Source organism: Streptomyces sp. NPDC047706 (genome assembly GCF_043204795.1).
Lineage (GTDB): Bacteria > Actinomycetota > Actinomycetes > Streptomycetales > Streptomycetaceae > Streptomyces.
Map to the genome: position 1 here is coordinate 128,070 of NZ_JBIDCW010000011.1, position 24,864 is coordinate 152,933.

The following is a 24,864-nucleotide window of genomic DNA, read 5'->3' on the forward strand; positions in this document are numbered from 1 at the left end:
CTACGCCAGCTGCCGTCGTACCAGCTCGTGCAGCCGGCCGCCGGTGTCCGCGAGGAGTCGCGCGGGCGGCCCCTGCTGGGCGATCCTGCCGTCCTCCATCACGACGACGCGGTCGGCGTCCAGCACCGTCGAGAGCCGGTGGGCGATGACGACGCGGGTGGCGTTGAGGGCCTTGGTGCTCTCGATGACCGTGCGCTGCGTCTCGTTGTCGAGGGCGCTGGTCGCCTCGTCGAAGAAGAGGATGCGCGGCCGGCGGATCAGCGCCTGGGCGATCATCAGCCGCTGCCGCTGGCCGCCGGAGATCGCCCCGTTGCCCGCGACGATCGTGTGCAGTCCCATCGGCATCCGCCTGATGTCCTCGGCGAGCCCGGCCAGCTCGGCCGCCGCCATCGCCTCCTCCTGCGTGTACGGCTCAGTGCCGCAGATGACGTCCAGGATCGAGCCGGTGAACGGCTGCGCGTGCTGGAGCACCACCCCGCACTGGCGCCGCACGGCGGACTGGTCGAGCGCGGCCAGGTCCTGACCGTCGTACAGGACACTGCCGGAGACCGGCCTGTCGAAGCCGATGAGCAGCCGCAGCAGCGTCGACTTGCCGCAGCCGGACGGCCCGACGACCGCCACGAACTCTCCCGGCCGCACCTCGAACGACACGTCGTCGAGGACCAGCGGCCCGTCGTCGGAGTACCGGAACGACAGCCGCCGCGCCTCCACGGCCCCGGAGAGCGGGCCGGGCCGGGTGCTGGCCGTGCGCACCTCCGGTGCCGCCCGCAGCACCGGCTTGATCTGCTCGTACAGCGGCAGCGCCGCCACCAGCGACACGAACGCCCCGGTGATCTGGGTGACCGAGGTGAGCAGCATCGTCACCGAGGTGTTGAAGGCGAGGAAGGCGGCCGCCGACATCGAGCCCCGTGCCGGGCCCGCGAGCAGCATGAACATCAGCAGGGAGCACAGCGGCAGGTAGATCGCGCCGAGCACGGTGGTGAGGTTCTTGATCCGGCCCAGGCGCTGCTGGAGCTCACGGCTGCGCGCGAACTCGCCCGCCCACGCGGCGTAGGCGTAGTTCTCGGCCGCCGCGACCCGCAGCTTGGGCAGCCCGCGCAGGGTCTGGAACGCCTGGTTGTTCAGCTTGTTGGTGAGCACCGTCAGGCGGCGCTGCCAGCGCACCTGCCACAGACCCAGCGCGAGGAAGACTCCGGCGATCACGACGAGCATGCCGAGGGCTGCCAGCGTCATCGAAACGCTGTACCAGAGCAGCAGCCCGAGGCTCATCGCTCCGACGGTGACCGACTGGGCGACCGTCGGCCCGACTCCCGCGAGCAGGCGGCGGATCGCGCTGATGCCCATGGCCGCGCTGGCCAGCTCGCCCGTGGAGCGGCCGGTGAAGAACTTCGTCGGCAGCCGCAGCAGCCGGTCCCACACGGCCGGCTGCAGCGTCGCCTCGATACGGCCCTCCAGCCGCAGGATGGTCATGTTCTGCAGCAGCATGAAGGCGGCCGCGACGACACCGCTGACCATCACCGCCAGGCAGACCTGCGCGATCAGCCCCGCCTGCGCCTTCGGCACGAACTCACCGAGCACCTTGCCGGTCGCGATCGGCACCAGCGCGCCGATGGCTACCGTCACCAGCCCGCTGAGCAGCAGCCCGGTCACGTCCCGGCGCGTGCCCCGCATGCAGAAGCGCAGCAGCCCCAGCGGCCCCAGCGGGCGTTCGGGCAGCGGCCGGTAGAACATCACCGCGCGCGGTTCGAACTCGGGCGCGTTGGCCTTCTCGATCGGCGTCTCGCGTCCGGTCGCCGGATGCACCGCGACATAGCCGCCCCGCCGCCACAGCAGCGCGACCGGCGCCCCCGACAGCGCCCGGTGGCCCACCAGCGGCCCCACGTCGTCGCGCCACCAGCTGCCGTCGAGCCGTACCGCGCGGGTACGCACCCGCGAGGCGAGGGCGATGCGCTCGACCGGGTCGAGCCGGTCGCTCTCGGTGCCGCCGTGCCCGGGGTCGGCCAGCGCGATCCCGGCCGCCGCGGCGACCAGCCTGCACACGGCGTACGTGGCGTCGGCGTCGGCGGCCGTGGTTGGCTGCGCCGACGGCTTGCCGATCGACGCGAGCAGCGTCCGGTCGGCCTGCGCGCGTACCTGCTCACCTGCCTTGATCCCGGCGGCCGTTCGTGTCTCGTGGGCGCGCTCCAGCTGCTCGATCCAGCGGTCCAGCGTGGTCAGCAGGCGGTACTGCTGGTCGACCATGCTCTGCCACAGGGCAGGGTCCATCAGCAGGTCGCCCGCCGCCTGTGCGCCGTACAGCGAGCCGTACTGGACGCTGCCGGGCGGCACCTGCATCCAGAACACGTCGTCGTCCGTGACCTCGGCGGCCCGTTCACCGGCCGTCGGCGCCTGGAAGAGGATCGACAGACCCCGGCCGACGCCGAGCGCGAGGGCGTACTCCAGCGGGCTCGTCGTCGGCGGGACGTACTGCGGGTTGCCGTACTCGTCGTACGACCAGGTCTGTGTCGCCGCGGGCTGGTACAGCTCGCGCAGCCCGATGCGGTGCACCACGCAGTCCCGCACCGGACGGGCGATCAGCGTGTGCTGCGGGCCGGCGACCGGGCCGAGCAGGAGCGAGCCCGCCTCCAGCCTGCCGAGGTGGTGCCAGTGGCCCTGCTGCGCCGCGTCCACCGCGAACAGGTCCAGGGCGCCCGCCGCGACCAGCCACAGCGCCTGCGGCCCCTGAAGGTCCAGCCGGCTGAACCCGGCGCAGTCGATGGGCGTGCCCACCTGGCCGAGCGCACCGAGGACGTAGTCGTCGCCGTGCACGGTCGTCATCTCACCGCTCCCTGACCAGCGTCGCGTACGCGCCGCCGCGCGCCACGAGCTCCTCGTGCCGGCCGCGCTCCACGATCGCGCCGTGCTGGAGGACGACGATCTCGTCGCTGTCCCGCACGGTGCTGAGCCGGTGCGCGATCACCACGCAGGCGCAGCCACGCCGGCGCAGATTGTCCATGACGGCCTGCTCGGTCTCCGCGTCGAGGGCGCTGGTCACCTCGTCCAGCACCAGGATGCTGGGCCGGCGCACCAGTGCCCGGGCGATCTCCAGACGCTGGCGCTGCCCGCCGGAGAAGTTGCGGCCGTCCTGCTCCACCCGGCTGTGGATGCCGCCGGGGCGGCGCTGCACGACGTCGTGCAGCGCGGCGTCCTTCAGTGCCTCCAGCACCGCCTCGTCCGGGATGGACGGGTCCCACAGTGCGACGTTGTCGCGGACCGAGCCCTCGAACAGGAACACGTCCTGGTCGACGAAGGAGACGGAGGCCGCGAGCGCGCCGCGCGGGATGTCCTCCAGGCGCTGCCCGTCGATGCGGATCACGCCCTCCCACGGCGTGTACAGGCCCGAGATCAGCCGCGAGACGGTCGACTTGCCGCTGCCCGAGCCGCCCACGAGCGCGACCTGCTGCCCCGGTCCCACCGTCAGGTCGAAGCCGGCCAGGAGCGGCTTGTCGAGGGGGCTGTAGCCGAAGGTGACGTTCTCCAGCTCGACATGGCCGTGCAGCCTGCGCGTGGAGTCGCCGCCCGCGCGGTCGTAGAGGGGGTCGGTGCGGAAGTTCTCCACGTCCTTCAGGCGGGCCACGTCGGCCGCGAAGTCCTGGATGCGGCTCGCCACGCCGTTGAGCCGCGTCAGCGGGGCGGTGAAGCGCGTGACCAGCGCCTGGAAGGCGACCAGCAGACCGACGGAGATGGCGCCCTCGATCGCCCGCATGCCGCCGATCCACAGGATCAGCGCGCTGTTGAGCGTGGCGAGCGTCGGCGCGACCACACCGAGCCAGGCGCTCGGCACGCCGAGCCGCTGCTGCTCCTCCAGGGTCGTGGCGTGCTGACCGGCCCACTTGCGGAAGTAGCCGTCCTCGCCGCCGGTCGCCTTCATCGTCTCGATCAGCTGGAGGCCGGTGTACGCCGTGTTGGTGAGCCGGGCGTTGTCCGCGCGCAGCTTGGCCGTGCGGGTCGCGCGCAGCCTGATGACGACCCGGATGGCGACGACGTTCAGCAGCGCCACGCCGACGCCGACGAAGGTGAGCTGCGGGTCGTAGGTGTAGAGGAGCAGCGCGTACAGCACCACGACCACCGCGTCCACGCCCGCCGCGGCCAGGTCGCGGGCCAGCGTCTCGGCCACCGCGTCGTTGGACTGCAGGCGCTGCACCAGGTCGGCGGGGCTGCGCTGGGAGAAGAAGGTGACCGGCAGCCGCAGCAGGTGCCGCAGGAAGCGCGCGCTGGACAGCGTCGAGGAGATGATGCGGCCGTGGTGCAGGTTGGCCTGCTGCAGCCAGGTCAGCACCAGTGTGAGCAGCACGCAGGCACCCATGGACGCGAACAGCACGTCCAGCAGCGAGGTCTGCCCGCCGATCAGGAACATGTCGATGTAGGTCCGGCTGAGCGCGGGCACCGCCGCCCCGACCACCACCAGCAGCAGGCTCGCCAGCACGGCGGCGGGCAGCGTGCCGGCGGTGCCGCGCAGCCGCGCCGGCATCGCTCCCCAGACACCCGGCCTGCGCCCGCCACGGGCGAAGTCCTCGCCCGGTTCCATGGTGAGGACGACGCCGGTGAAGCTGCCGTCGAACTCCTCGATCGGCACGAAACGACGGCCCTTGCCGGGGTCGTTGACGAACACGCCCCGGCGCCCGAAGCGGCGGCCGATGCCGTCGTACACGACGTAGTGGTTGAACTCCCAGAACAGGATGGCCGGAGCCTTCACCTCGGCGAGGGCGGCCAGGTCCATCTGCATGCCCTTGGCGGTCAGGCCGTAGCTGCGCGCCGCCTTGAGCAGATTGCTGGCGCGCGAGCCGTCGCGGGAGACGCCGCAGGCGATGCGCAGCTCCTCCAGCGGGACGTGCTTGCCGTGGTGGCCGAGCACCATCGCCAGGGAGGCGGCGCCGCACTCGACGGCCTCCATCTGCAGGACCGTGGGGGTGCGTACCGTCCTGCGGCGGCCCTTGGGGACGGTACGCCTGGGCGGGGCGGCCCGGCGCCTGCCTCTCGATTCCGGTGCGGCGGTGGTCACGGGAGCAGCCAATCGACGGGACGCTGGTCGGCCAGCCGGATCGAGCCCGTGGCCATCGTCATGGAGGTGAGGGTGAACGGCGGTCCGTCGGCCGACGACCACTTGTAGCCGCTCCTGGTGCCGGAGGACCTGTCGAGGCGGACCAGGACGGCGACCGGGCGGCCGTCCTTGGTGAACTGCTGGCCGAGCTGGGTGTCGCCGAGGAACGCGGCGATCTCCTGCGGCGACTGCGGGGCGCGGTCCACGGACTTCACATGGCCGCGCAGGACGCCGTACTCCTGGGTGGGGACCGTCTGCACGGTCAGGTCCACGGCCGCGTCCGCGGGGATGGACCCGGCGTTCCCGGCCGGCACGTACACCGTGGCGTACAGCGGGTCACCGGCGTCGGCGACCTTCTCCACCGCGGCGACGTCGGCGCCGGTCCGGATGATCTGGCCGATGGTGGCGGCGAGCGCCGTGAGGCGGCCGGCGGCGATCGTGCGGACCACGGTCTCGCCCTCGGCGGTACGGACCTTCAGAACGGGGGAGTTCGCGGGCAGCCGTTCGCCTTCCTCGGCGAGGATCGCGCTGACCTGGCCCGCGACCGGGCTCTGCAGGATGTAGCTGCCCTCGCCGTGTGTGAGGACGGCGGGGGCGCTCACGGTGGAGGTCACCGAGCCGGTCACGGCCCACACGGACGCGGCGGCCATCGCGACCACGGTCACCGACAGCACCAGCCAGCCCTGCGGGCGGGCGAGGCGCACCGGAAGGTCGAGTTCCTCCGGCGACTGGAGCTTGGCGAGGGCCTGTTGGCGGAACTGCACGGATCTTCCCTCACCGGGTGGACTGTGTGACGGCATCCGAAGAGTCCCGGAACCGGGAAACGGCTCCGGGACTCAGCGGCACCGGCGTGCGATCAGAGACCGGCGACCAGGTTGGTGACCGGGGCGGTGTTCAGGCCCGTGACACCCTCGACGGTGCCGACGGCCGTGTCGACCAGACCGGAAACCGGGGCGATGCCGTCCACGGCGCCGACGACGGTGTTCACGGCGTTCACGGACAGGCCGCCGGAGACGTTGTCGAGCTCGGCGTCGGAGATCTCGACGGTCTCGACCCGGGGGGTGGAGTTCATGATGGAACTTCCCTTCGTATGGCAATTTCACAAGGGGGGAGCGGCCCCCTCTGGGGACAGATGGACGGCCGCGACCGCGGGCGCCGGGCACCCCTGGCCGGTGAGCCCTCGCGGACCCCGCGGTGCGATGGATCAAAGCACGCGGCGACGGGGGCCTTCCAATCAAACACAGGCCTCAGCAGGGCACTTGAGTCCCAGTGGTCCCCAAGCGTGCAGGCGTGGGCACGGCTTGTCGGCGACTTCTTCACATGGTGCCCGGCATCGCCCCGTACCGGCTCTTGCCGCCCGGCCGGCGAATCCGGCACTCCCGCCCCAAAGGCGTGCCCCGCGGCGCGCGAATGTGCAGAACCCCGGGGCCCGGTGACTTGGTTGAGTATTGAATGTGCAGATTCCCTGAAGCGAGGATTCCGCTACCACTCCGAGACGGACCGTCGCTGATCGATTACCGGCCGTATCAGCCCAGAAGTGCGTAGACGGTGGTGGCGTGGGCCGCCAGTTCCCCCGACCGCTCGGCCGTCATGGTGATGTCGGCGAACGCCATCCGGCGGCCCAGCTTGGTCAGCACCGCCTCGATCAGGACATCCGAGTCCGTCACCGCGCGCTGGAACGCCGTCGACTGCTGAACGGTCGTCATCGGCACGAAGGCACCGCGCGCCGCCGAGACGGCGATCACGGTGGCGGTGTCGGCGGCGGCCATCAGGGCCTGCCCGGACAGTGCGCCGCCCTCCCTGGCCAGCGCTGCCGACCAGGGCAGCCGCAGGGTGGCCCGGTCCTCGCGCAAGTCCTCCACGGACAGGCCGAGTTCCAGTACCCAGGGAGCGAAGTTGGCGGAGAGGATCTTGTCGGCCTCGGCGGTGGTCATCGTCATGAGGGGATTGTTCCCCGCACGCGCAGGGCGCGCGCGGAGCATGGCCGACTCCGCCTGCGGACGGGCGCGCGACGAAGCGGAATTGAACGTCCCGCACGCCCCCTGCGTACCAGTGGCCATCCAGGCGCCCCAGCAGCCGCCGTGAGACGGCGGCACGGACCCCGTCCTCCAGGAGGTCGAGAACCCTTGAGTCACAAGCGAATTCCGAAGCGCAAGGCCGTCATCGCGGTGGGCGGCGTGGCGGCGCTCGGAGCGGCGGCACTTCTCCTGCCGAACGCCAACGCGTCCCAGGACGGCGCCGAGGACACGGCCGCGGCGCCCAGGACCCTGAAGGCGGGCGACGCCTCGGACCTCGCCTCGCAGCTCGCGGGTCTGCTCGGTGACGCCTTCGCCGGTTCCTACTACGACGAGGGCGGCCAGCAGCTCGTCGTCAACGTGGTCGGCGACAACAACCAACTGGTCGTCCAGGCCAAGAAGGCCGGCGCCGCCGTCCGCCAGGTCGAGAACAGCACCGCCGAACTGAGGTCCGCAGCGCAGACCCTGAAGACCGAGGCCACCATCCCCGGCACCTCGTGGGCCGTCGACCCCAGGACCAACAAGATCCGCGTCACCGCCGACAGCACGGTCACCGGCGAGAAGTGGGACACGCTGGAGTCGACCGTGCGCAGCCTCGGCTCCGGCATGGCCACCATCCAGAAGTCGGCCGGCACCTTCAGGACGTTCGCCTCCGGCGGCGACGCGATATTCGGCGGCGGCTCCCGCTGCTCGCTCGGCTTCAACGTCACCGCGGGCGACGGCTCCCCGGCCTTCCTGACCGCCGGTCACTGCGGCGTCGCCGTGGCCGAGTGGTCGGACGCGCAGGGCGGCGCCCCGATCGCCACCGTCGACCAGGCCGTCTTCCCCGGTGAGGGCGACTTCGCGCTCGTGAAGTACGACGACCCGGCGACCGAGGCGCCGAGCGACGTCGACGTCGGCGGCGGGCAGACCGTCCAGATCTCCCAGGCGGCGGAGGCCACCGTCGGCCAGGAGGTGTTCCGGATGGGCAGCACGACCGGCCTCGCCGACGGCACGGTCACCGGCCTCGACGCCACCGTCAACTACCCGGAGGGCACGGTCACCGGCCTCATCCAGACCGACGTGTGCGCCGAACCCGGCGACAGCGGCGGCTCGATGTTCACCCAGGACGGGCTGGCCCTCGGCCTGACCTCGGGCGGCAGCGGCGACTGCACGGCCGGCGGCGAGACCTTCTTCCAGCCGGTCACGACGGCACTGGCGGCGGTCGGCGCGACGCTGGGCGGCGCCGGTGCCGGTGCCGGCGACGACTCCGGCGCGGGTGCCGGTGACGAAGCGGGCGCCGGTGAAGGCGCCGGTGCGGGGGACGAAGCGGGCGCGGGCGCCGGTGAACAGGCCGGGGCCGGCGCGGGCGAGGAAGCCGGCGGCGAGCAGGCCGGTGAGGAAGCCGGTGCCGGCGGCGACCACGCGGGCGTGGAGGACGGCTCCGGGCTCACCGGAACCAGGTGACCCGGGGCTGACGACGGTCCGGCCCTCCGGCGGGAGGACCGGACCGTCCCGTTCCTACGGTGCCCAGCCGCACCGCCCGGCGCCCAGCCGCACCGCCCGGCGCCCAGCCCCCTCAGACCTCCCCACCCTCCTTGCCGTCCTCCCGCACCCGCAGCAGCATCAGGGCCACGTCGTCGGCCCGCTCCTGCGAGCATCCCCGGCCCATCATCACGTCGGCCAGCTCGTCCAGCGGCAGGTGCCCGGAGCCGCCCAGCCGCCGTCCCAGCTCCGCGAGCGCGTCCTCGATGTCGACCCCGGGGGACTCCACGAGCCCGTCGGTGTAGAGGACGAGCACCGAACCCGGCGTCAGGTCCACCTCGGTCGTCGGATACGTCGCCGAGGCGTCGATCCCGAGCAGCGGACCACCCGCGAGGTCCAGCACCCGTACCCTGCCGTCCGGGCGCCTGAGCAGCGGCGGCGGATGCCCGGCCCGGGCCATCACGGCCCGCCCGCGCGCCGGGTCGAGCCGCAGATACAGACAACTGGCGAACAGCTCGGCCCCGAGGTCGATGAGCAGCCGGTTGGTGCTGCGCATGACCTCCGCGGGCGTCTGACCCACGGTCGTGTACGCGCGCACCGCGGTGCGGATCTGCCCCATCAGCCCGGCCGCCGTGACGTTGTGCCCCTGCACGTCCCCGATCACCGCCGCCGCCGTCCCCTGAAGCGGCATCACGTCGTAGAAGTCACCGCCGATGTCCATGCCCCGGGAGCTCGGCAGATAGCGCGCGGCCGTGTCGACGCCCGGCAGCGGCGGCAGCGAGGGCGGCAGGAGCGCGGCCTGCAGCCCGTGCGCCAGCTGGTGCTTGGCGTCGTAGAGCAGGGCGCGCTCCAGGGCGAGGGCGATCAGCCCGCACAGGCTGGTCAGCACGGCCCGCTCGTCGGTGGGGAAGGCGTGCGGCTCGGCGTAGGCCAGCACGCACGTGCCCACCGGGCGCCCGGAGGCGATCAGCGGCAGGTAGGCCCAGGACGCGAAGCCGTCCGGGGTCGCGTGCCGGATCGGATACAGCCGTTCCAGCTCGGTGCGGGACTCGAAGAACGCCGGAACCCCGCTGTTCAGAGCGTGCGCGCCCGGCGTGGGCGCGTTCAGCGGCGAACCGTCGAACCGCTCCACGACATGCGGGTCCGGATAGCCGCGGTGCCCCAGCACGTGCAGCCGGCCCGCCCGGGAGCCGAGAAGCACCAGCGCCTGACTGCCCAGTGCCGGTGCGACCTCCTGGGCGACCAGCTCCACCACGTCCTGCACGGTCACCGCCTCCGTCAGCGCACCGGCGAGGCTCAGCACCTGCGAGATGGTCACCAGCCGGGACGGCCCCTCGCCGGACGGCGGCACGGCACGGCCCATCTCCGACACCGCCCGCGCCCTGCTCACCCGGACGCTCAGCCCCGTCGCGCTCGGATACAGCCGGAACGACAGCCAGTCCCCCGGGGGGCGCACCGCGACGAACGACGTGGCGTGCTGGCTGAGCAGCGCGGCCCGGTAGCGGTCCTCGTACACCGGGTCGTTCAGCCACGGCACCGCCGCCCACAGCTGGGTGCCCTGCAGCCGGCCCGCCGGCACGCCGATCAGCTCGGCCGCCGCGGCGTTCGCGTAGGTGATCCGCCCGTGCACGTCCAGCGAGCACAGACCGTACGGCAGCCGCGCGACCATCCGCGCCGCCTCGACCGAGCCCAGGGTGCCGGCCGTGCTGCCGACGGCCGGCGCGGCGAGCAGGTCGGCCTCGGGAAGTACGGGGCGGCTCTCCCGCACGGCCCGCTCCAGCCGCACGGCGAGCCGCTCGCTCGCGGCGGTCAGATGTTCCTGCTCCCGGTCGGTCAGCTCGTGCTGGTGGGAGCCGGGCCACGTCAGGAACACCGCGCCGTAGGCCCGGGTGGCGGTCGCCACCGGCAGCGCGGCCAGCGCGAAGGGGTAGGGCAGCACCACGGAGACGCGGGGGAAGCGGCGGGCCATCTCCTCCTCGTCGCCCACCCAGATCAGCCGCCGCTCACGCAGTGCCTCGGCGACGGGGACGGGGGCGCTCACCCCGACCCGTTCCCAGGGCGCCGCGAACGCCCGGGGCAGCCCGGCCGCCACCGCCATCTCCAGGACCGTCTCGTCGGCGCCCAGCAGGTACACCGCGCCGGAGTGGGCGTTGACGCCGTCCATCATGGTGGCCAGGGCCAGCGACAGCAGCGGACCACCGGCTGGGGCCGTGCGCGGCGCGGGCGCCTGTTCGTCGGGCACGCCGACCACCTCCTCGCAGCGCCGCGGGACGGGTCCCAGGGATAAATCTCCCTCGGGACGGCTCGCCGCGCACGGCGAGCGGCCCACCCTCGGGGCGCCGGCGGTGACTGCGCAACAGCACCGCGTACCCCCGCGGTCCGGGGCCACCCACCGAAGTCGAAGCGTGGGGTGGAGCACGGGCGCGGCACGCGCGCCCCCGCGCACCCCGTTGGCCGGATTTGCGTGCCCTGGCGGGGCGGCGGCGGCCAAGAATTGGGGCACGCGCTCAAGGCCGGGAAACGGCGACGGCAAGCGGGAAGGGACATCGGTGATCCGGGTACTTCTGGTGCACGACGCATGTCTGGTGCGATCCATCCTCGCGGACTGGCTGCGCCGCGAACCCGATCTGGGGGTCCACGACACCCCCTGGTCGGGCGCCGCGGGCCGGCTCCGGTCCGTGCGGCCGGACGTCTGCGCCGCGGACCTGGACCGCGTGGACCGCGACGGCATACCGCCGCTCGGCGAACTGACCGCGGGCGGTCCGGGCCGGACACCGCCCAGACTGCTGGTGCTCGCCAACGGCAACCGGCCCGGCCTGCTGAGACGGGCGATCGAGGCGGGCGCGCTCGGCTACGTCGACAAGGCGGGCTCGCCGGAGCGGCTGATCCGGGCGATCCGCCGCGTCGCCGAGGGGGAACGTTTCGTCGACGACTCGCTGGGCTTCGGCTTCCTCAAGGCCGCCGAGATGCCGCTGACGCGGCGAGAGCTGAGCGTCTTAGCCCTGGCCGCCGAGGGGGCCTCCGTCGCGGAGATCGCGGGGAGCCTGCACCTGTCCCACGGGACGGTGCGCAACTACATGGCGGCCATCACCCGCAAGACCGGGGCCCGTAACCGCGTCGACGCGATCCGCATCTCGCGCGGTGAGGGCTGGCTGTGACCGCGGCGCCGCCTCCCCGGCGAGGGCCCGGTAAGCGGGAGACCTCCGTACCAGCTCGTCATGGGTGCCGTACGCCGTGCGCGGGCCGTCCATGAGCAGCACGCGGCCGGCGCGGCGGGCCGAGCCGATGCGGTGGGCGACCACGACCAGGGTGCCGCCCGGCCGCGCGGCGAACGCCCGCTCCGCCCGTTCCTCCGCCTCGGGGTCCAGATGGCAGGTCGCCTCGTCCAGCAGGGCGAGCGGCGCGTACGACAGATAGGCCCGGGTGAGCGCGATCAGCTGGCGCTCGCCCGCCGACAGCGCCGCCGGATCGACCGGCGCCCGCGGCCCGCCGAGCGCGTCGAGCAGCGGCGTGAGCCCGACCGCCTCGGCCGCGGCGAGCAGTTCCCGCTCGGGGATCGCGTCGGGGCGGAGATGGCCCAGGTTCTCGGCGAGGGTGCCGGTGTGGACGTAGGCCTCCTGCGGGATCAGGACGCGGCGCGCGGCGGCCGCCGCCGAGGGGACGGGATGCCCGTCGACGTGGACGGTGCCGTGCCGGGGGGTGAGCAGACCGGCTACCAGGGCGGTGAACGTCGACTTGCCGATGCCGCTCGGGCCGACGACGGCCAGGTGGGCACCCGGGGCGAGCGTGAGGTCGAGATCCTCGATCACGGGGGTGCTGGCGGGGCCGTAGGCGAAGGTGAGGGAGGAGACGGTGAGGGAGGAGACGGTGAGGGCCGAGACGGTGGGGGCGGAGGACGGGGAGCCGTCCGTCCGGGCCGGGGGCGGTACCGCCGTGCCCGCGCCGCTCGCGGGCGCGTCCGGCGGCACCAGGCGGCGCAGCACGACCGCGAGCCGGGAGCCGCTGGTGCCCAGTCCGTGGACCAGGTTGCGCAGGGCGGGGAGCAGGGAATGGGTGACGTAGGCGAGGGCGCCGACCAGGGCGCCGGCGGTGACGCCGTGCGCGAGGAGCAGCGGCGCGGCGGCGAGCAGCAGCACGACCGGCAGCTGGCCGCCGACCGCGAGGGACGCCACGCGCAGCACTGACCAGCGGGCCAGCGAACGGGCGGCCCGCAGCTCCGCGTCGACGCGCTCCTCGATGCCGGCGGCGATCCGCGCCTCCGCCCCGGCCGCGGTGATGTCCCGCAGCCCCGGACAGACCTCCCCCAGATGCCCGGCGAGCGCCTCGTCGGCGGCCAGGAAGGTCTCCTGCCTGCGCGCCAGCGGCCGCAGCGAGGCCAGGAACAGCACGAGCCCGGCCACCAGGGGCGGCACGACCACCAGCAGCAGCGCCGGGGCCAGCGAGAACAGGCCGATCAGCGCGCCTGCGCTGGTGAAAACGAACGAGCGGGAGACCAGCACCAGGCCCGCGAAGGTGTCCCGGGCGATCTCCACCTGCTGGGTCAGCCGGGACAGCGCCCCGCCGTCCGCCTCCCGCACCCCGCGCGCCACCACCCGGGTGACGAGCCGGTCCCGCAGCGGTTCGACCAGATCGGCGACCGCCCAGTACACCCGGCCGGTGCCGAACGCCCCGGCCACGACCCCCAGGGCGGCCACGCCGAGCCATGCCAGCCCGGCCCCCGTGCGCCCCGCCAGGAACCCGGCGTCGAGCGCCCGCGCCGGCGCGTACCCGACGAGGAAGGTCTGCGCCGTCTCCAGCACCGACCACCCACCGAGCCGCACGAGCACCCGCCACCGGGGCGCCAGGAAACCCAGCCCCCGCCGGAGCACCCCGTCGCCGCTCACGCCCGCCCCCCGTCCCCGAAGACCGCCCGGTACTCCGCGTCCCCCCACAACTGCGCGTGGCTGCCCACGGCCCGCACCCGGCCACCGTCGAGCCACGCCACCGCGTCCGCGCGGGCCGCGGTGGCGGGCCGGTGGGCGACGACGAGGCGCGTGCCGCGGAGCCGGGCCGACAGGGCCCGCGTGACGCGGTGCTCGGTCACCGTGTCGAGGCTGGACAGGGCGTCGTCGAGGATCAGCAGACGGCCGCCGTGCGCGAACGCGCGGGCCAGACCCAGGCGCTGGGCCTCGCCGCCGGAGAGGGGGGCATCGGCGCAGGGAGTGGCGTAGCCGTGGGGCAGCCGGCGGACGAAGTCGTCGGCGTGGGCGGTGCGGGCGGCCTCACGGACGCGGTCGGGAGCGGGGGAGGGGAGACCGAGGGCGAGGGTGTCCTCCACCGTCGTGCCGAGCAGCGCGGGCCGAGCGAAGGCGTATGCGACGGCGCGGCGCAGGTCCCGGTGGGTGAGGTCGCGCAAGGGGACGCCGTCGAGCAGGACGTCGCCCGCGTCCGGGTCGGCCAGGCGTCCGGCGAGCGCGGCGAGCAGGGACTTGCCGGTGCCGGAGCGGCCCACCACGGCGAGGGTGGTGCCGCCGGGGACGTCGAGGTCGACGCCGTCGAGGACGGTGCGGCTGCCCAGGCGGGCGGTGACGCCGCGCAGTTGGAGGCGGCCGGGGCCGGGCGGCAGCGGCCGGGAACCGTGCGTGGGGGCCTGCCGCGCGAGTACGTCCGCGAGCCGGGTGGCGGCCGCGCGGGCGCGGGCCAGGCCGGACAACTGCCCGACCAGCACACCGACGCCGGTCGCCAGGACCGCGTACCGGGCGGCGGCGAGGACCTCGCCCACGGACAGCCGGTGCCGGGCGAGGAGCACGCCCGCGACGGCGACCACGCCCAGCTGGAGCAACGGCGCCACGGCCACGGCCTGCCCGGCGGCCCGCCCCTGCACCCGCCACATGCGGTGGCCCTCCCGGGCCAGTTCGGGCAGCGGCCGCAGGATGCGCGCCGTCTCCCGGTCCGCCGTGCCGGCCGCCCGGATCGTGCGGTGACCGGCGACCGCCTCGGCCAGCGCGGACGCGATCCGCCCCTGCGCCCGCTGGTAGCCGGCGGCACACTGCGCGGTGTCGCGGGCCAGGGCAAGCAGCAGGAGAGCCAGCACGGGAGCCCCGGTGACGAGCACCGCCGCCAGCCACGGGTCGATCAGCACCAGCGCCACCACGCCCCCGGCCGGCCCGGCGCACGCGGCCAGCAGCGTGGCGCGGGCGCCCGGCGCCGTCCCGGCCTGTGCGGCGTTGCCGACGACCCGAGCGACCAGGTCACCGGAGCCGAACCGGGTGACGGCCCGCGGCCCCAGCGCCAGCAGATGCCCGCTCACCCGGTGGCGCAGCCACGCCGTGGTCCTGGCGTCGACGGTCCCCGCGAGCACGGTCTCCGCCGCGTCCAGCACGGCGGCAAGCAGCACCAGCCCGGTGCAGCACAGCACCCAGCCGGTCGCCGATCCGCCCGCCAGCAGCGTGTCCAGGGCCCTGCCCAGTGCGGCGGGCAGCAGCAGTCCGGCCCCGGTGGCGGCCGTTCCCGCCAGGCACAGCGCAACGCACCGCGCGGCGCTGTGCCGCCCGGCCGGACGCAACAGCCCCCGGGCGCCGGCGCCCGGCCGTGACGTGACAACTGCCATGGGAGTACCGCCTCCTGGACGGACCCCGGGCGGCCCCTCCTCGTGAGGAGTGGCCGCCCGGGGCGGTGCGGGGTGCAGGTGGTCAGAGGCAGAGCGTGATGCTCGCCGCGCTGACGCAGGAGAGCAGGCTCAGGGTGCTCTGGCCGCCGGTGTAGTCCTCGGTGTCCATCGCCTGCAGGTCGAGCAGTGCCATCTTCGTGTCCTTTCATCCAAGGGGACGGGGTGGTGTCACGACTGCGCGGGATTGCGCGGCCGCGTCTATGAGGGCCGCCGTCCGGGCGGCGGCAGGAACGGCAGGTGCACGGCGGCCGGATCGCCGAGGGCGGCGCCGAGCGCGAGCAGACAGCCCGCCGTTCCGGTGGCGAGGTCCATGGACAGCCGCATCATCTGGTGCCCGGGGAAGGCCAGTTGGCCCTGGTACGCCATCGCGTACCAGCCGAGCCCGGCGACCTGTGCGTCCAGCCGGGCCCGGCCGGCGCCCGGGGCGGTGGTGCGGCTGAGGTGCAGGATCATTCCGGCGCGGCCCTGGAACAGCCCGGGCTGCGCGTAGAAGCGCGAGGTGGCGGCCGTGAGGATGCCGGCGCGGGCCCGCTCCAACGCGCCGTCGTCGTCGGCGGCGTGGACGAGGTAGTCGTCGAGGACCATGCCCAGGCCCGCACTGCCGTCGCCGAGGTACGGCATGGTCCGCCAGCCCTCGTCGACCTCCAGCGAGCCACCCTTCTGCACGACGCAGCAGTCCAGGTCCCTGCGCAGGGCCGTCCCCGCCGCGTCCAGCAGTTCCCGCTCGCCGGTCTCCTCGTGGCGGCGCAGCAGGAACAGCGCGGGTCCGCTCATGCCGCGCAGCAGCCCGGCCCGCCGGCGCGGGGTGTCGGGCAGCGGTTCGGCGAGCCGTCCCACGAGGATCCGGGCGGCCTCCTCGGCCCCCTCGGCCAGCCGCCGCTCCCCTGTGGTGTGCGCCAGGTGGCCGAGGACCAGGCCCAGTCCGGCCAGTCCGCCGTGCAGGTCGGAGGCGAGCCGCTGCCAGCGCTCGCGCAGGACGACGTCGATCAGGTCGAGGGCCCGCGTGCGGTGGCCGAGCAGGTCCAGCACCAGGGCGACGCCCGCCAGACCGTCGTACAGGCCGAGCGGCGTGCCCGCGGCAGGCGGGTCGGTGCGGGCCAGCAGCCAGCGCTCACCCTCCTCGTACCGTTCGGCGCCGGTCCGCTCCAGCGCGTACAGGACACCGGCGGCGCCGTGCGCGAGAGAGAGGCCGCCGCCGTCGGAGAACTGGGTGATGTCGCCGGGGAAGAGCCGGTCGGTGCGTTCCGGGGTGGCCGAGGCGAGGATCGCCTTGACCATCGAGTCGCGGCTGTGCGGCCAGTCCCCGGGGCTGACCAGCGGCGTGGACACGGGCGGGCGGGCGGCGCCCCGGGTGATCTCCGCGACCGCCTCGTCCAGGTAGCTCCTGGGCACGTCGGGGAACTGCTGCGCGATCACGTCCGCCAGATGGGCCGCCTTGCCCCGGTCGACCACGAACAGGGTGGTGACCGGCAGGAACAGGGCGAGGCGCAGACAGGCCAGCGCATAGCGGTCGACGTCGGTGCCACGGCGGTCCGTGGGGGCGAAGAAGCCGGGGTGGGCGACGATCTGGCGGCCGTTGTCGGTGACGGGCGCGGCGGCCTCGAAGTCGATCAGCCGGACCGTCTCCTCGTCCGGGGCCACCATGATGTTGAAGACGTGCAGGTCGTTGAATGCGATCCCGCGCTCGTGCACCGCCTCGACCGCCCGCTCGACCGCCCCGTGGATGCGCAGCGCCCACGCCGTGTACGCGGCGACTGCTTCCGGGTCCGGATCGGGGCCGAGCAGCGGGTGCCGTTCGGCGAAGAAGGAGTTGAGGGGCCGCCCCTCGACGAAGTCCATCACCAGAAACCGGTGGTCGCCGAGGGTGAACCAGTCCCGCACCTCGGGTACCACCCCGGTGCCCGCCACCCGCTCCAGGGCGTCCTTCTCGCGTTCCAGCCGGGCGATCGCGTCGGCCCCGTCGGCGGCCAGCCCGGCGTGCGGCCGCCCCTCCTTGAGCACCACCCGGCGCCCGTCGCGCGTGTCGGTGCCGACGTACACCCCGCCGCCGTTGGAGAAGTGCAGCGCCTTGTCGATCCGGTACGGCAGGTCGCCGACGGTCGTGGTGTTGCGCGCCGCGAGCTGCGGTTCCAGGAAGGCGGGGAGCGTCACCCAGCCGGGCACCTGGAAGGACGGCGCCCGCCGGTCCGGCACCAGCGTGCCCTCGCCGTCCCGTACCGCCGGCACCAGCGAGCCGCGCTCGTCGACGACGTAGGTACGCGCGAAGGCGCCGTAGCGGACGTACAGCGGGCCGTCGTCCCAGCGCAGGTCCGTGAGGATGTACGGCCCCTCGAAGCCCTTCAGCAGCTCGCCCAGCTCGCGCAGCACCTCGTGCAGCTGCTCCTCGTCGGCCGGGTAGAGGGTGACGAACTTGCCGCTGCCGTCGCGCGGGGCGTACTTGGCGTTGCGCAGGTGCAGCAGGTGGGCGGCCGGGACGAACTTGAACGGGATGCGCCGGGGCACGCAGTAGTCCCACACGATCGCCGCGATCCGGTCCGCGTCCGCCCTGGTCGCCGAGGCGTGGATCTTCCAGCCCTGGCTGGGTCCGGCCGCCGGTCCGCCGTCCGGTCCGAGCGGCGTCAGCGCCAGCCAGTCGCCGGTGCGGACCGCCGTCCAGCCGTCCGGTGCCGGGCGGCGGGCCGTCTCGTACAGCGGCCCGCCGTCCCCTGCGAGCCGGTCGGGCGTGTCGTAGAAGTGGCTGTCCGCCAGCGCGTACACCTCGTACCGCTTGTCCATGCACTCCCCCTCGGTGACCGGCCACGAGCCTTCCAGCCGGCGGGCGGCCCCGGACAGTCACGCCTGTCACGAGACGGCCGTGCGGTACGCATGCGTCAATACCTGTTCGGTCTGTTTCGAGCATTCGCCCGCCCAGCGGGCCGTCCGGCGGCCGTGCCGCGTTCACAGGGGCTGCGCGCAGCGTTCATTAGCGCTGTAATACGGACGTGGTCAGTGAGGGCGTTGCCGGGCGCAGGGCGAGGGTGCTGCGTGCCGAGGACGCCCTCGCGGCGCTCCTCGCCGACCCGGACACCCCCGAACGCACACATCGCGCGCTCGAACAGGCGCTGGTCTTCGCGCGGGCGGCCTTCGCCGGCTTCTACACGCCCAGCGACGACGGCGAGGTGCTGTGCGTGGCCGACTCGGCCGGCGTGCCCAGGACCGTGTACGGCCTGCGCGACGGCTATCCGCTCACGGGCAGCTCCCCGGTGGCCGACGCCCACCGCACCGGGCGCCCCGTCTGGCTAGGGGCGGGCGAACTCGCCGACCGCGCGGAGTCCCGCCGCACCCCCGCGCGCGACTTCTCCCTGGCCGCGCTGCCCGCCCGCCGCGACGGCGGTGCGGGCTGCCTGCTCGCCGTGAGCGAGGGCCGGGACGGCTTCGACACCGAGGACCGCAAGTGCCTGGAGCTGATCGCCGGCGCGGTCGCCGGCCCGGCCCCGGCCCCGGCCCCCGACGGCGGTGAGCTCCCGCCGGGCGCGTTCAGCCTCGCCATGGACACCGGCCGGCTCCAGGTCGGCGACGACATCCTGGAGCTGTTCGGCATCGGCCGGGACGAGTTCGACGGCCATGTCGAGACGCTGCTCGGCCGCACCGTGCCGGAGGACCTGCCGTCGCTGATGTCCGTCGTGGAGGCCGACCACATGACCATCGGCGACCGCGAACTGGAGTTCCGGGTGCTCCAGCCCGGCGGACCGCCCAAGTGGCTCCGGCTGCGCGGCCGCCTGATGCCCGGCGGCGAGGGCGTCCCGGCCCGGCTGTCGGGCACGGTCGACGACACCTCCACGCTGCGCACCGAGGTGACGGACGTGGCCCGGGTCCAGCGCCTGGCCGCCGCCCTGTCCACCGCGGGCACCGTCCGTGACGTCAGCCAGGCCGTGGTCGCCGCCCTGCGCCGGCCGTTGGGGGCCGACCGGATCGCCCTCGCGGAACTGGAGCACGACCGGCTCGTCGTCACCGTTCTCGACCCGCCCGAACCGGAGGCCTGGCCCGAGCTGTGGCGCCTGGAGTGGCGCACCGAATGGCCCGACGCGCCGGTGCGCGCCATGCCCACCCTCGCCGCCGCGCTGCGCGAGGGCCGCGCCCAGATCTGGCCCGCGGGCACCGCCCTCGAACCCGCGCTCGCCGACGTCGGCCCCGGCGGCCTCGCCGTCCTCCCACTGCCCGCCGCGGGGCGGATGACCGGCGCGTGCCTGATCGGCTGGGACCGCCCGCACGACTTCGGACCCGACGAACGCGCCCTGCTCACCGCGTCCGCCGGCCTCGCCGGGCAGGCCCTGATGCGGGCCCGCGCCTTCGACGCCGAGCACGAGCTGGTCGGCATGCTCCAGCGCCAGCTCCTCCCGCGCCGCCTGCCCACACTGCCCGGCGCGGTCGCCGTCGCCCGCTATCTGCCCGCGACGGCCGGCCTGGAGGTGGGCGGCGACTGGTACGACGTGATCCCGCTGGCCGACAACCACGTCGCCCTCGTCATCGGCGACGTCCAGGGCCACAGCGCGGCCGCCGCCACCCTGATGGGCCAGATGCGCACCGCGCTGCGCGCCTATGCCGTCGAGGGCCACCCGCCGGACGTGGTCGTCTCGCACGCCAACCGGCTGCTCGTCGGCATGGAGACCGATCTCTTCGCCACCTGCGCCTATGTCGACGTCGACATGGAGGAGGGCTCCGCCTGGTGCGTCCGCGCCGGACATCCACCACCGGTACTGCGCCACCCCGACGGCAGCACCCGGATCGCGGAGGCCGAGGGCGGCCCCCCGCTCGGCGTGCTGGCCCAGGCCGACTTCCCGATGACCCCGCTGGGGCTCCGGCCCGGCACGCTGATCGCCCTGACCACCGACGGCCTGGTCGAGAGCGCCGAGTCGGACATCGACGAGGGCATGGCCGACCTGGCCCGGCGGCTCGCCGCCTGCGACCCCGCCCATCTCGGCACGGTCGCCGACGGCCTGCTCGGCGAGGCGCACCGCGGCGACGACGTGGCCCTGCTCCTCATGCGCTACGACGGGATGGACGTACACCCGCTGCGCGAGACGTGGACCGTCTGGCGGGTCCCGGAGGCCGTCCGGCACGCCCGCCGCTTCACCCGGCGCACCCTGCGCGCCTGGGGCGTGACCGCGCACCTCGACGCCATCCTGCTCATCGTCTCCGAACTCGTCACCAACGCCCTGGTGCACACCGACGGCCCGGTCCGCCTCGACCTCACCCTCGTCGACAGCCGGCTGCGGCTCGCCGTCGCCGACACCTCGCCGCGCACCCCCGTCAAACCCACCAGCATCGGCTGGGAGGCCACCGGAGGCCGCGGCCTCCTCCTCGTCGAGGCCCTGTCGGCGGCCTGGGGCACGGTGCCGGCCAGCGGCGGCAAGCAGGTGTGGAGCGAGATCGCCCTGGACCGCTGAGCGCACGTGCCGTCGTGGCCGCCCCGGGTACTCGGAGCCGAGGACACCAGACGTGGACGCCGAACGAGGAGGCACCTCATGACCCAGTACGTCCGCGACATCATGACCTCGGACCCGGTGACCGTCGAACCGCAGACGTCCGTCGCGGCGGTGGCCCGGATCATGCGCGACGAGGACCTCGGCGCCGTCCTGGTCACGGACGGCGACCACCTGCGCGGCCTGGTCACCGACCGCGACCTGGTGGTGAGGTCGATCGCCGACGGCGGCGACGCCGACGAGATCACCGTGGCCGCCGCGTGCACCGACGACCTCGTGACCGTACGGCCCGACGAGGAACTGGATCACGCGGTGGAACTCATGCGCGAGCACGCCGTTCGACGCATCCCGGTCGTCGACGAGGACCACGCCGTGGGCATCGTCTCGCTGGGCGACCTGGCGATGGAGCGCGACCCGGAGTCGGCGCTCGGGGACATCAGCGTGGCCAGGCCCACCGAGTAGCCCGCCGCACACCCCCGAAAGGGGTGTTTCACGCCCTGCGGGCGCTCGGCTCCGTCCCGGCGGGGGATGGACAGCACGGGACGGTGCGGGCGGTGGCCGGAGGTGGCGTGCGATGGCAGGAGGCGACCAGGCGGCGGCCCGGCGGCGCCCTCCTTCCCGGGGGTCCCGGCTCGCCGACGCGGCGGACGCCCGGCTGCCGGTGCACGAGGGTGGCGGCCTGCTGCGCAAGGCGTTCCCCGACCACTGGTCGTTCCTGCTCGGAGAGCTGGCGCTCTACAGCCTGCTCGTGCTGCTGCTCACGGGCGTGTGGCTGACGCTGTTCTTCAAACCGGAGATGACCGAGGTCGTCTACGACGGCTCCTACGCGCCGTTGCGCGGTGTGCGGATGTCGGCGGCCTTCGACTCCACCCTCGACATCAGCTTCGACGTCCGCGGCGGCCTGCTGCTGCGCCAGACCCACCACTGGGCGGCCCTCGTCTTCGTCGCCGCCATCGGCGTGCACCTGTTGCGGATCTTCTTCACCGGCGCCTTCCGGCGCCCGCGCGAACTCAACTGGGTCATCGGCGTCACCCTGTTCGTGCTCGCCCTCGCCGAGGGCTTCGCGGGCTACTCGCTCCCCGACGACCTGCTGTCCGGAACCGGGCTGCGCATCGCCCAGGGCATCATGCTGTCGATCCCGGTCGTCGGCACCTACCTGAGCATGTTCGCGTTCGGCGGGGAGTTCCCCGGCGACGACATCGTCACCCGCCTGTACGTCATGCACGTCCTGCTGCTGCCCGGGGCGCTGATCGCCCTGGTCACCCTGCATCTGATCCTGGTCTTCCACCTCAAGCACACCCAGTGGCGCGGACCGGGCCGCACCCGCCTGAACGCCGTCGGCAAACCGTTCTACCCCCAGTTCACCGCCACCTCGGGCGGCCTGTCCCTGATCGCGTTCGGCCTGCTCACGGTGCTCGGCGGCCTCGCCCAGATCAACCCGATCTGGGCGTACGGGCCCTACCGGCCCGATCTGGTCTCGACCGGTGCCCAGCCGGACTGGTACGTCGGCTTTCTGGAGGGCGCGCTGCGGCTCGTACCGCCGTGGGAGACGGTCGTCCTCGGCCACACCCTGATGTGGAACGTGCTGCTCCCGGCGGTCGTCCTGCCCGCGCTGCTGTTCCTCGTCCTGTACCTGTACCCGTTCGTGGAGCAGCGGCTGACCGGGGAGGGCCAGCAGGAGCAGCACCTGTGCGACCGGCCGCGGGAACGCCCGGTCCGCACCGCCCTCGGCGTCGCCGGCGTCACCTTCTACGGCGTCCTGCTGCTGGCCGGCGGCAACGACGTGGTGGCGCTCGTCTTCCGGCTCTCGGTCAACGCGCTGACCTGGATCCTGCGCATCGCCCTGGTACTGGGTCCGATCCTCGCGTTCGTGATCACGCGGCGGCTCTGCCACGCCCTGCTCCGGGCGGAGGAGGAGCGGCTGCGGGAGGGGGTGCCGACCGGTGACGTACGGCAGACCGTCGAGGGGGCCTACGAGAGCGGGCACCGGCCGGTCGGCGAGTTCCGGCCCGGAGCGCCCCGCCCGGAGCTCACTGCTGCTGACCGGCATCCCGACGCGCGTACTGGAACACCAGACCAAGAACCCCCCGGGACAGAACGGCGAGACCGATGAGGAACAGCCACAGCCCGTACACCACGCCGGTCGCCGCCACAGCCAGGCCCAGCGCCGTGACGATCGGCCACGGGCTCTCGTCGGGGAAGAACTCCAGCGGCCCGGCCGCGTCGGCGACCTCCGCTTCGAGCCGGTCCTGCGGGCGGCGCCCCTTGCGCCGGTACTGCACCGCGTTGAAGAAGGACACCACGCCCCCCATCAGGAACGCGATCACCAGCAGCGCCGTGCCGGCCGGCTCCTCGGACCAGGCGCCGTAGAGTCCGGCGATGCCCGCGAAGAACAGCGTGACGACCCCGAACAGCAACGACTCCGTCTTCATCGCGTCTGCTCCCCCCTCCTGAGCTGACGCCGCCGGGCGATCTGCGGATGGTGCAGGTCGAACGCCGGGGACTCGGACCGCACGCGGGGCAGCGCGGCGAAGTTGTGCCGTGGCGGCGGACAGGCGGTGGCCCACTCCAGACCGCGTCCGAAGCCCCAGGGATCGTCCACGGTCACCTGACTGCCGTACCGGGCGGTGCGCCACACGTTGTACAGGAACGGCAGGGTGGAGACGCCGAGCAGGAAGGCTCCGGCGGACGACAGGGCGTTGAGGAGCGTGAAGCCGTCACCGGGCAGATAGTCGGCGTAGCGGCGCGGCATGCCCTGCTCGCCGAGCCAGTGCTGGACGAGGAAGGTGAGCTGGAATCCCGGGAACAGCAGCCAGAAATGCAGCTTGCCCAGCCGTTCGTCGAGCATCCTGCCGGTGAACTTGGGCCACCAGAAGTAGAACCCGGCGAACATCGCGAACACGACGGTGCCGAACAGCACGTAGTGCAGATGCGCCACGATGAAGTACGAGTCGGTGAGGTGGAAGTCGAGCGGCGGCGAGGCGATCAGCACCCCGCTCAACCCGCCCAGCAGGAACGACACCAGGAAGCCGAACGCCCACAGCATCGGCGTCTCGAAGGACAGCGAGCCGCGGTGCATGGTGCCGATCCAGGCGAAGAACTTGATCCCGGTGGGCACGGCGATCAGGAACGACATCAGCGAGAAGAACGGCAGCAGTACCCCGCCGGTGGCGAACATGTGGTGGGCCCATACGACGGCGGACAGCATGGTGATGGCGATGGTCGCGCCGATCATGGGCAGGTAGCCGAACAGCGGCTTGCGGGAGAAGACCGGGATGATCTCCGTGATGATCCCGAAGAACGGCAGCGCGACGATGTACACCTCGGGATGACCGAAGAACCAGAACAGGTGCTGCCACAGCAGCGCACCGCCGTTCGCCGCGTCGTAGATGTGCGAGCCGAACTTGCGGTCCGACTCCAGCGCGAGGAGCGCCGCCGTCAGGACCGGGAAGGCGGGCAGGACGAGGATCGAGGTGAACAGGATGTTCCAGGTGAACATCGGCATCCGGAACATGGTCATGCCCGGCGCGCGCAGGCACAGGATCGTGGCGATGAAGTTCACCGCGCCCAGAGTCGTCGACACGCCCGTCACCACCAGGCCCATCACCCACAGGTCGTAGCCGGCGCCGGGTGAGAAGACCGCGGTGTTCAGCGGTGCGTAGGCGAACCAGCCGAAGGCCGCCGCGCCCTCCGGCACGAAGAATCCGGCGACCACCATCAGCCCGCCGAAGAGGAACATCCAGTACGACAGCGCGTTCAGCCGGGGAAAGGCCACGTCCGGGGCGCCGATCTGCAACGGCATCACGGCGTTGGCGAACCCGGCGAACATCGGCGTCGCGAACAGCAGCATCATGATCGTGCCGTGGATCGTGAAGAGCTGGTTGTAGCCGAGCTCGGTCATGAACTGCATGCCCGGCGCGGCGAGTTCGGCGCGCATCGCCATGGCGAGCAGCCCGGCGAAGAGGAAGAAGCAGAAGGCGGTGACCATGTACAGCCGCCCGATCACCTTGTGATCGGTCGTGGTGGCCCAGCGCAGCATCGTGGCACCCGGACGTCCGTGCGCCGTGCGCCGCCGGGCCGGCCGGGCGTCCTGCGACAGCTCCGTCATCGTCCTCCTCTCCGGCCGCGGCGACGCTATCGCCGTGGCCGGGGGTACCGGTCACGCCACGCCCTGTGCTCGGCCACCTGGGGACC

16 protein-coding genes and 1 pseudogene are annotated in these 24,864 nt (G+C 73.5%); 5 read left to right on the forward strand and 12 right to left on the reverse strand.

Annotation, left to right across the window (positions count from 1 at the left end):
* From ACGF8A_RS15730 to ACGF8A_RS15750, 5 genes are all read right to left on the reverse strand, one after another.
* Complete coding sequence (locus ACGF8A_RS15730; RefSeq protein WP_393108337.1) at positions 1-2,817, reverse strand: NHLP bacteriocin export ABC transporter permease/ATPase subunit; 2,817 nt, start codon at positions 2,815-2,817, stop codon at positions 1-3.
* A gap of 1 nt (position 2,818) precedes the next feature.
* Positions 2,819-5,041 (reverse strand): NHLP family bacteriocin export ABC transporter peptidase/permease/ATPase subunit, encoded by a 2,223-nt coding sequence (locus ACGF8A_RS15735; RefSeq protein ID WP_393108339.1) that lies wholly within the window; start codon positions 5,039-5,041, stop codon positions 2,819-2,821.
* A complete protein-coding gene (locus ACGF8A_RS15740) occupies positions 5,038-5,844 on the reverse strand; it encodes an HlyD family efflux transporter periplasmic adaptor subunit (RefSeq protein ID WP_393108341.1) in 807 nt (268 codons plus the stop codon). Before ACGF8A_RS15740 ends, ACGF8A_RS15735 begins: the two co-directional genes overlap by 4 nt.
* 92 nt (positions 5,845-5,936) lie before the next feature.
* On the reverse strand, positions 5,937-6,152 hold the full coding sequence (locus tag ACGF8A_RS15745) for a type A2 lantipeptide (protein ID WP_393108343.1): 216 nt from the start codon (positions 6,150-6,152) through the stop codon (positions 5,937-5,939).
* A gap of 454 nt (positions 6,153-6,606) precedes the next feature.
* Positions 6,607-7,020, reverse strand: a complete 414-nt coding sequence (locus tag ACGF8A_RS15750) for a PaaI family thioesterase (RefSeq protein ID WP_393108345.1) — start codon at positions 7,018-7,020, stop codon at positions 6,607-6,609.
* 186 nt (positions 7,021-7,206) lie between these two features.
* Between ACGF8A_RS15750 and ACGF8A_RS15755 the strand changes: the two genes are divergently transcribed.
* Positions 7,207-8,541 (forward strand): S1 family peptidase, encoded by a 1,335-nt coding sequence (locus tag ACGF8A_RS15755; RefSeq protein ID WP_393108347.1) that lies wholly within the window; start codon positions 7,207-7,209, stop codon positions 8,539-8,541.
* Positions 8,542-8,653: 112 nt separating this feature from the next.
* On the opposite strand, the gene ACGF8A_RS15760 is transcribed toward ACGF8A_RS15755, so the two are convergent.
* Positions 8,654-10,810, reverse strand: coding sequence for a SpoIIE family protein phosphatase (locus tag ACGF8A_RS15760; protein ID WP_393108349.1), 2,157 nt, complete (start codon positions 10,808-10,810; stop codon positions 8,654-8,656).
* On the opposite strand from ACGF8A_RS15760, the pseudogene ACGF8A_RS15765 reads away from it, so the two are divergent.
* Positions 10,725-11,633: pseudogene (locus ACGF8A_RS15765) on the forward strand (LuxR C-terminal-related transcriptional regulator); the annotation flags it as partial. The gene ACGF8A_RS15760 and the pseudogene ACGF8A_RS15765 overlap by 86 nt on opposite strands.
* Here ACGF8A_RS15765 and ACGF8A_RS15770 read toward each other — a convergent pair.
* The 4 genes from ACGF8A_RS15770 to lanKC all read right to left on the reverse strand — a co-directional run bounded on the left by ACGF8A_RS15770 (position 11,556) and on the right by lanKC (position 17,983).
* Positions 11,556-13,442: an ATP-binding cassette domain-containing protein gene (locus tag ACGF8A_RS15770; protein WP_393108351.1), complete on the reverse strand. Its 1,887-nt coding sequence runs from the start codon at positions 13,440-13,442 to the stop codon at positions 11,556-11,558. The pseudogene ACGF8A_RS15765 and the gene ACGF8A_RS15770 sit on opposite strands and share 78 nt — an antisense overlap.
* Positions 13,439-15,148 carry an ABC transporter ATP-binding protein gene (locus ACGF8A_RS15775; protein WP_393108353.1) on the reverse strand — a complete coding sequence of 570 codons (1,710 nt, stop codon included), beginning with the start codon at positions 15,146-15,148 and terminating at the stop codon, positions 13,439-13,441. Before ACGF8A_RS15775 ends, ACGF8A_RS15770 begins: the two co-directional genes overlap by 4 nt.
* An 82-nt stretch (positions 15,149-15,230) precedes the next feature.
* Positions 15,231-15,341, reverse strand: coding sequence for a SapB/AmfS family lanthipeptide (locus tag ACGF8A_RS15780; RefSeq protein WP_393108356.1), 111 nt, complete (start codon positions 15,339-15,341; stop codon positions 15,231-15,233).
* Positions 15,342-15,406: 65 nt separating this feature from the next.
* Positions 15,407-17,983: a class III lanthionine synthetase LanKC gene (gene lanKC / locus ACGF8A_RS15785; protein WP_393108358.1), complete on the reverse strand. Its 2,577-nt coding sequence runs from the start codon at positions 17,981-17,983 to the stop codon at positions 15,407-15,409.
* Positions 17,984-18,189: 206 nt separating this feature from the next.
* Here lanKC and ACGF8A_RS15790 point away from each other — a divergent pair, with 206 nt between their 5' ends.
* The 3 genes from ACGF8A_RS15790 (at position 18,190) to ACGF8A_RS15800 (ending at position 22,783) form a co-directional block, all read left to right on the forward strand.
* Positions 18,190-20,634, forward strand: a complete 2,445-nt coding sequence (locus tag ACGF8A_RS15790; RefSeq protein WP_393108360.1) for a SpoIIE family protein phosphatase — start codon at positions 18,190-18,192, stop codon at positions 20,632-20,634.
* Positions 20,635-20,712: 78 nt separating this feature from the next.
* The gene (locus ACGF8A_RS15795) at positions 20,713-21,132 is read left to right on the forward strand and encodes a CBS domain-containing protein (RefSeq protein ID WP_393108362.1); all 420 of its coding nucleotides are present in this window, start codon (positions 20,713-20,715) and stop codon (positions 21,130-21,132) included.
* Positions 21,133-21,244: 112 nt separating this feature from the next.
* Positions 21,245-22,783, forward strand: a complete 1,539-nt coding sequence (locus tag ACGF8A_RS15800) for a cytochrome bc complex cytochrome b subunit (RefSeq protein ID WP_393108364.1) — start codon at positions 21,245-21,247, stop codon at positions 22,781-22,783.
* Here ACGF8A_RS15800 and ACGF8A_RS15805 read toward each other — a convergent pair.
* Both ACGF8A_RS15805 and ctaD read right to left on the reverse strand, forming a co-directional pair.
* Complete coding sequence (locus ACGF8A_RS15805; protein ID WP_393108366.1) at positions 22,701-23,102, reverse strand: cytochrome c oxidase subunit 4; 402 nt, start codon at positions 23,100-23,102, stop codon at positions 22,701-22,703. The two genes, ACGF8A_RS15800 and ACGF8A_RS15805, sit on opposite strands and share 83 nt — an antisense overlap.
* Positions 23,099-24,778 (reverse strand): cytochrome c oxidase subunit I, encoded by a 1,680-nt coding sequence (gene ctaD / locus ACGF8A_RS15810; RefSeq protein ID WP_393108368.1) that lies wholly within the window; start codon positions 24,776-24,778, stop codon positions 23,099-23,101. Before ctaD ends, ACGF8A_RS15805 begins: the two co-directional genes overlap by 4 nt.
* Positions 24,779-24,864 lie beyond the last annotated feature (86 nt).

Bases quoted from the DNA above. Each gene is read 5' to 3' on its own strand.
- ACGF8A_RS15730 (WP_393108337.1), bottom strand. From the start codon at position 2,817: ATGACGACCGTGCACGGCGACGACTACGTCCTCGGTGCGCTCGGCCAG.
- ACGF8A_RS15745 (WP_393108343.1), bottom strand. From the start codon at position 6,152: ATGAACTCCACCCCCCGGGTCGAGACCGTCGAGATCTCCGACGCCGAG.
- ACGF8A_RS15750 (WP_393108345.1), bottom strand. From the start codon at position 7,020: ATGACGATGACCACCGCCGAGGCCGACAAGATCCTCTCCGCCAACTTC.
- ACGF8A_RS15775 (WP_393108353.1), bottom strand. From the start codon at position 15,148: ATGGCAGTTGTCACGTCACGGCCGGGCGCCGGCGCCCGGGGGCTGTTG.
- ACGF8A_RS15780 (WP_393108356.1), bottom strand. From the start codon at position 15,341: ATGGCACTGCTCGACCTGCAGGCGATGGACACCGAGGACTACACCGGC.
- lanKC (WP_393108358.1), bottom strand. From the start codon at position 17,983: ATGGACAAGCGGTACGAGGTGTACGCGCTGGCGGACAGCCACTTCTAC.
- ACGF8A_RS15795 (WP_393108362.1), top strand. From the start codon at position 20,713: ATGACCCAGTACGTCCGCGACATCATGACCTCGGACCCGGTGACCGTC.
- ACGF8A_RS15800 (WP_393108364.1), top strand. From the start codon at position 21,245: ATGGCAGGAGGCGACCAGGCGGCGGCCCGGCGGCGCCCTCCTTCCCGG.
- ACGF8A_RS15805 (WP_393108366.1), bottom strand. From the start codon at position 23,102: ATGAAGACGGAGTCGTTGCTGTTCGGGGTCGTCACGCTGTTCTTCGCG.
- ctaD (WP_393108368.1), bottom strand. From the start codon at position 24,778: ATGACGGAGCTGTCGCAGGACGCCCGGCCGGCCCGGCGGCGCACGGCG.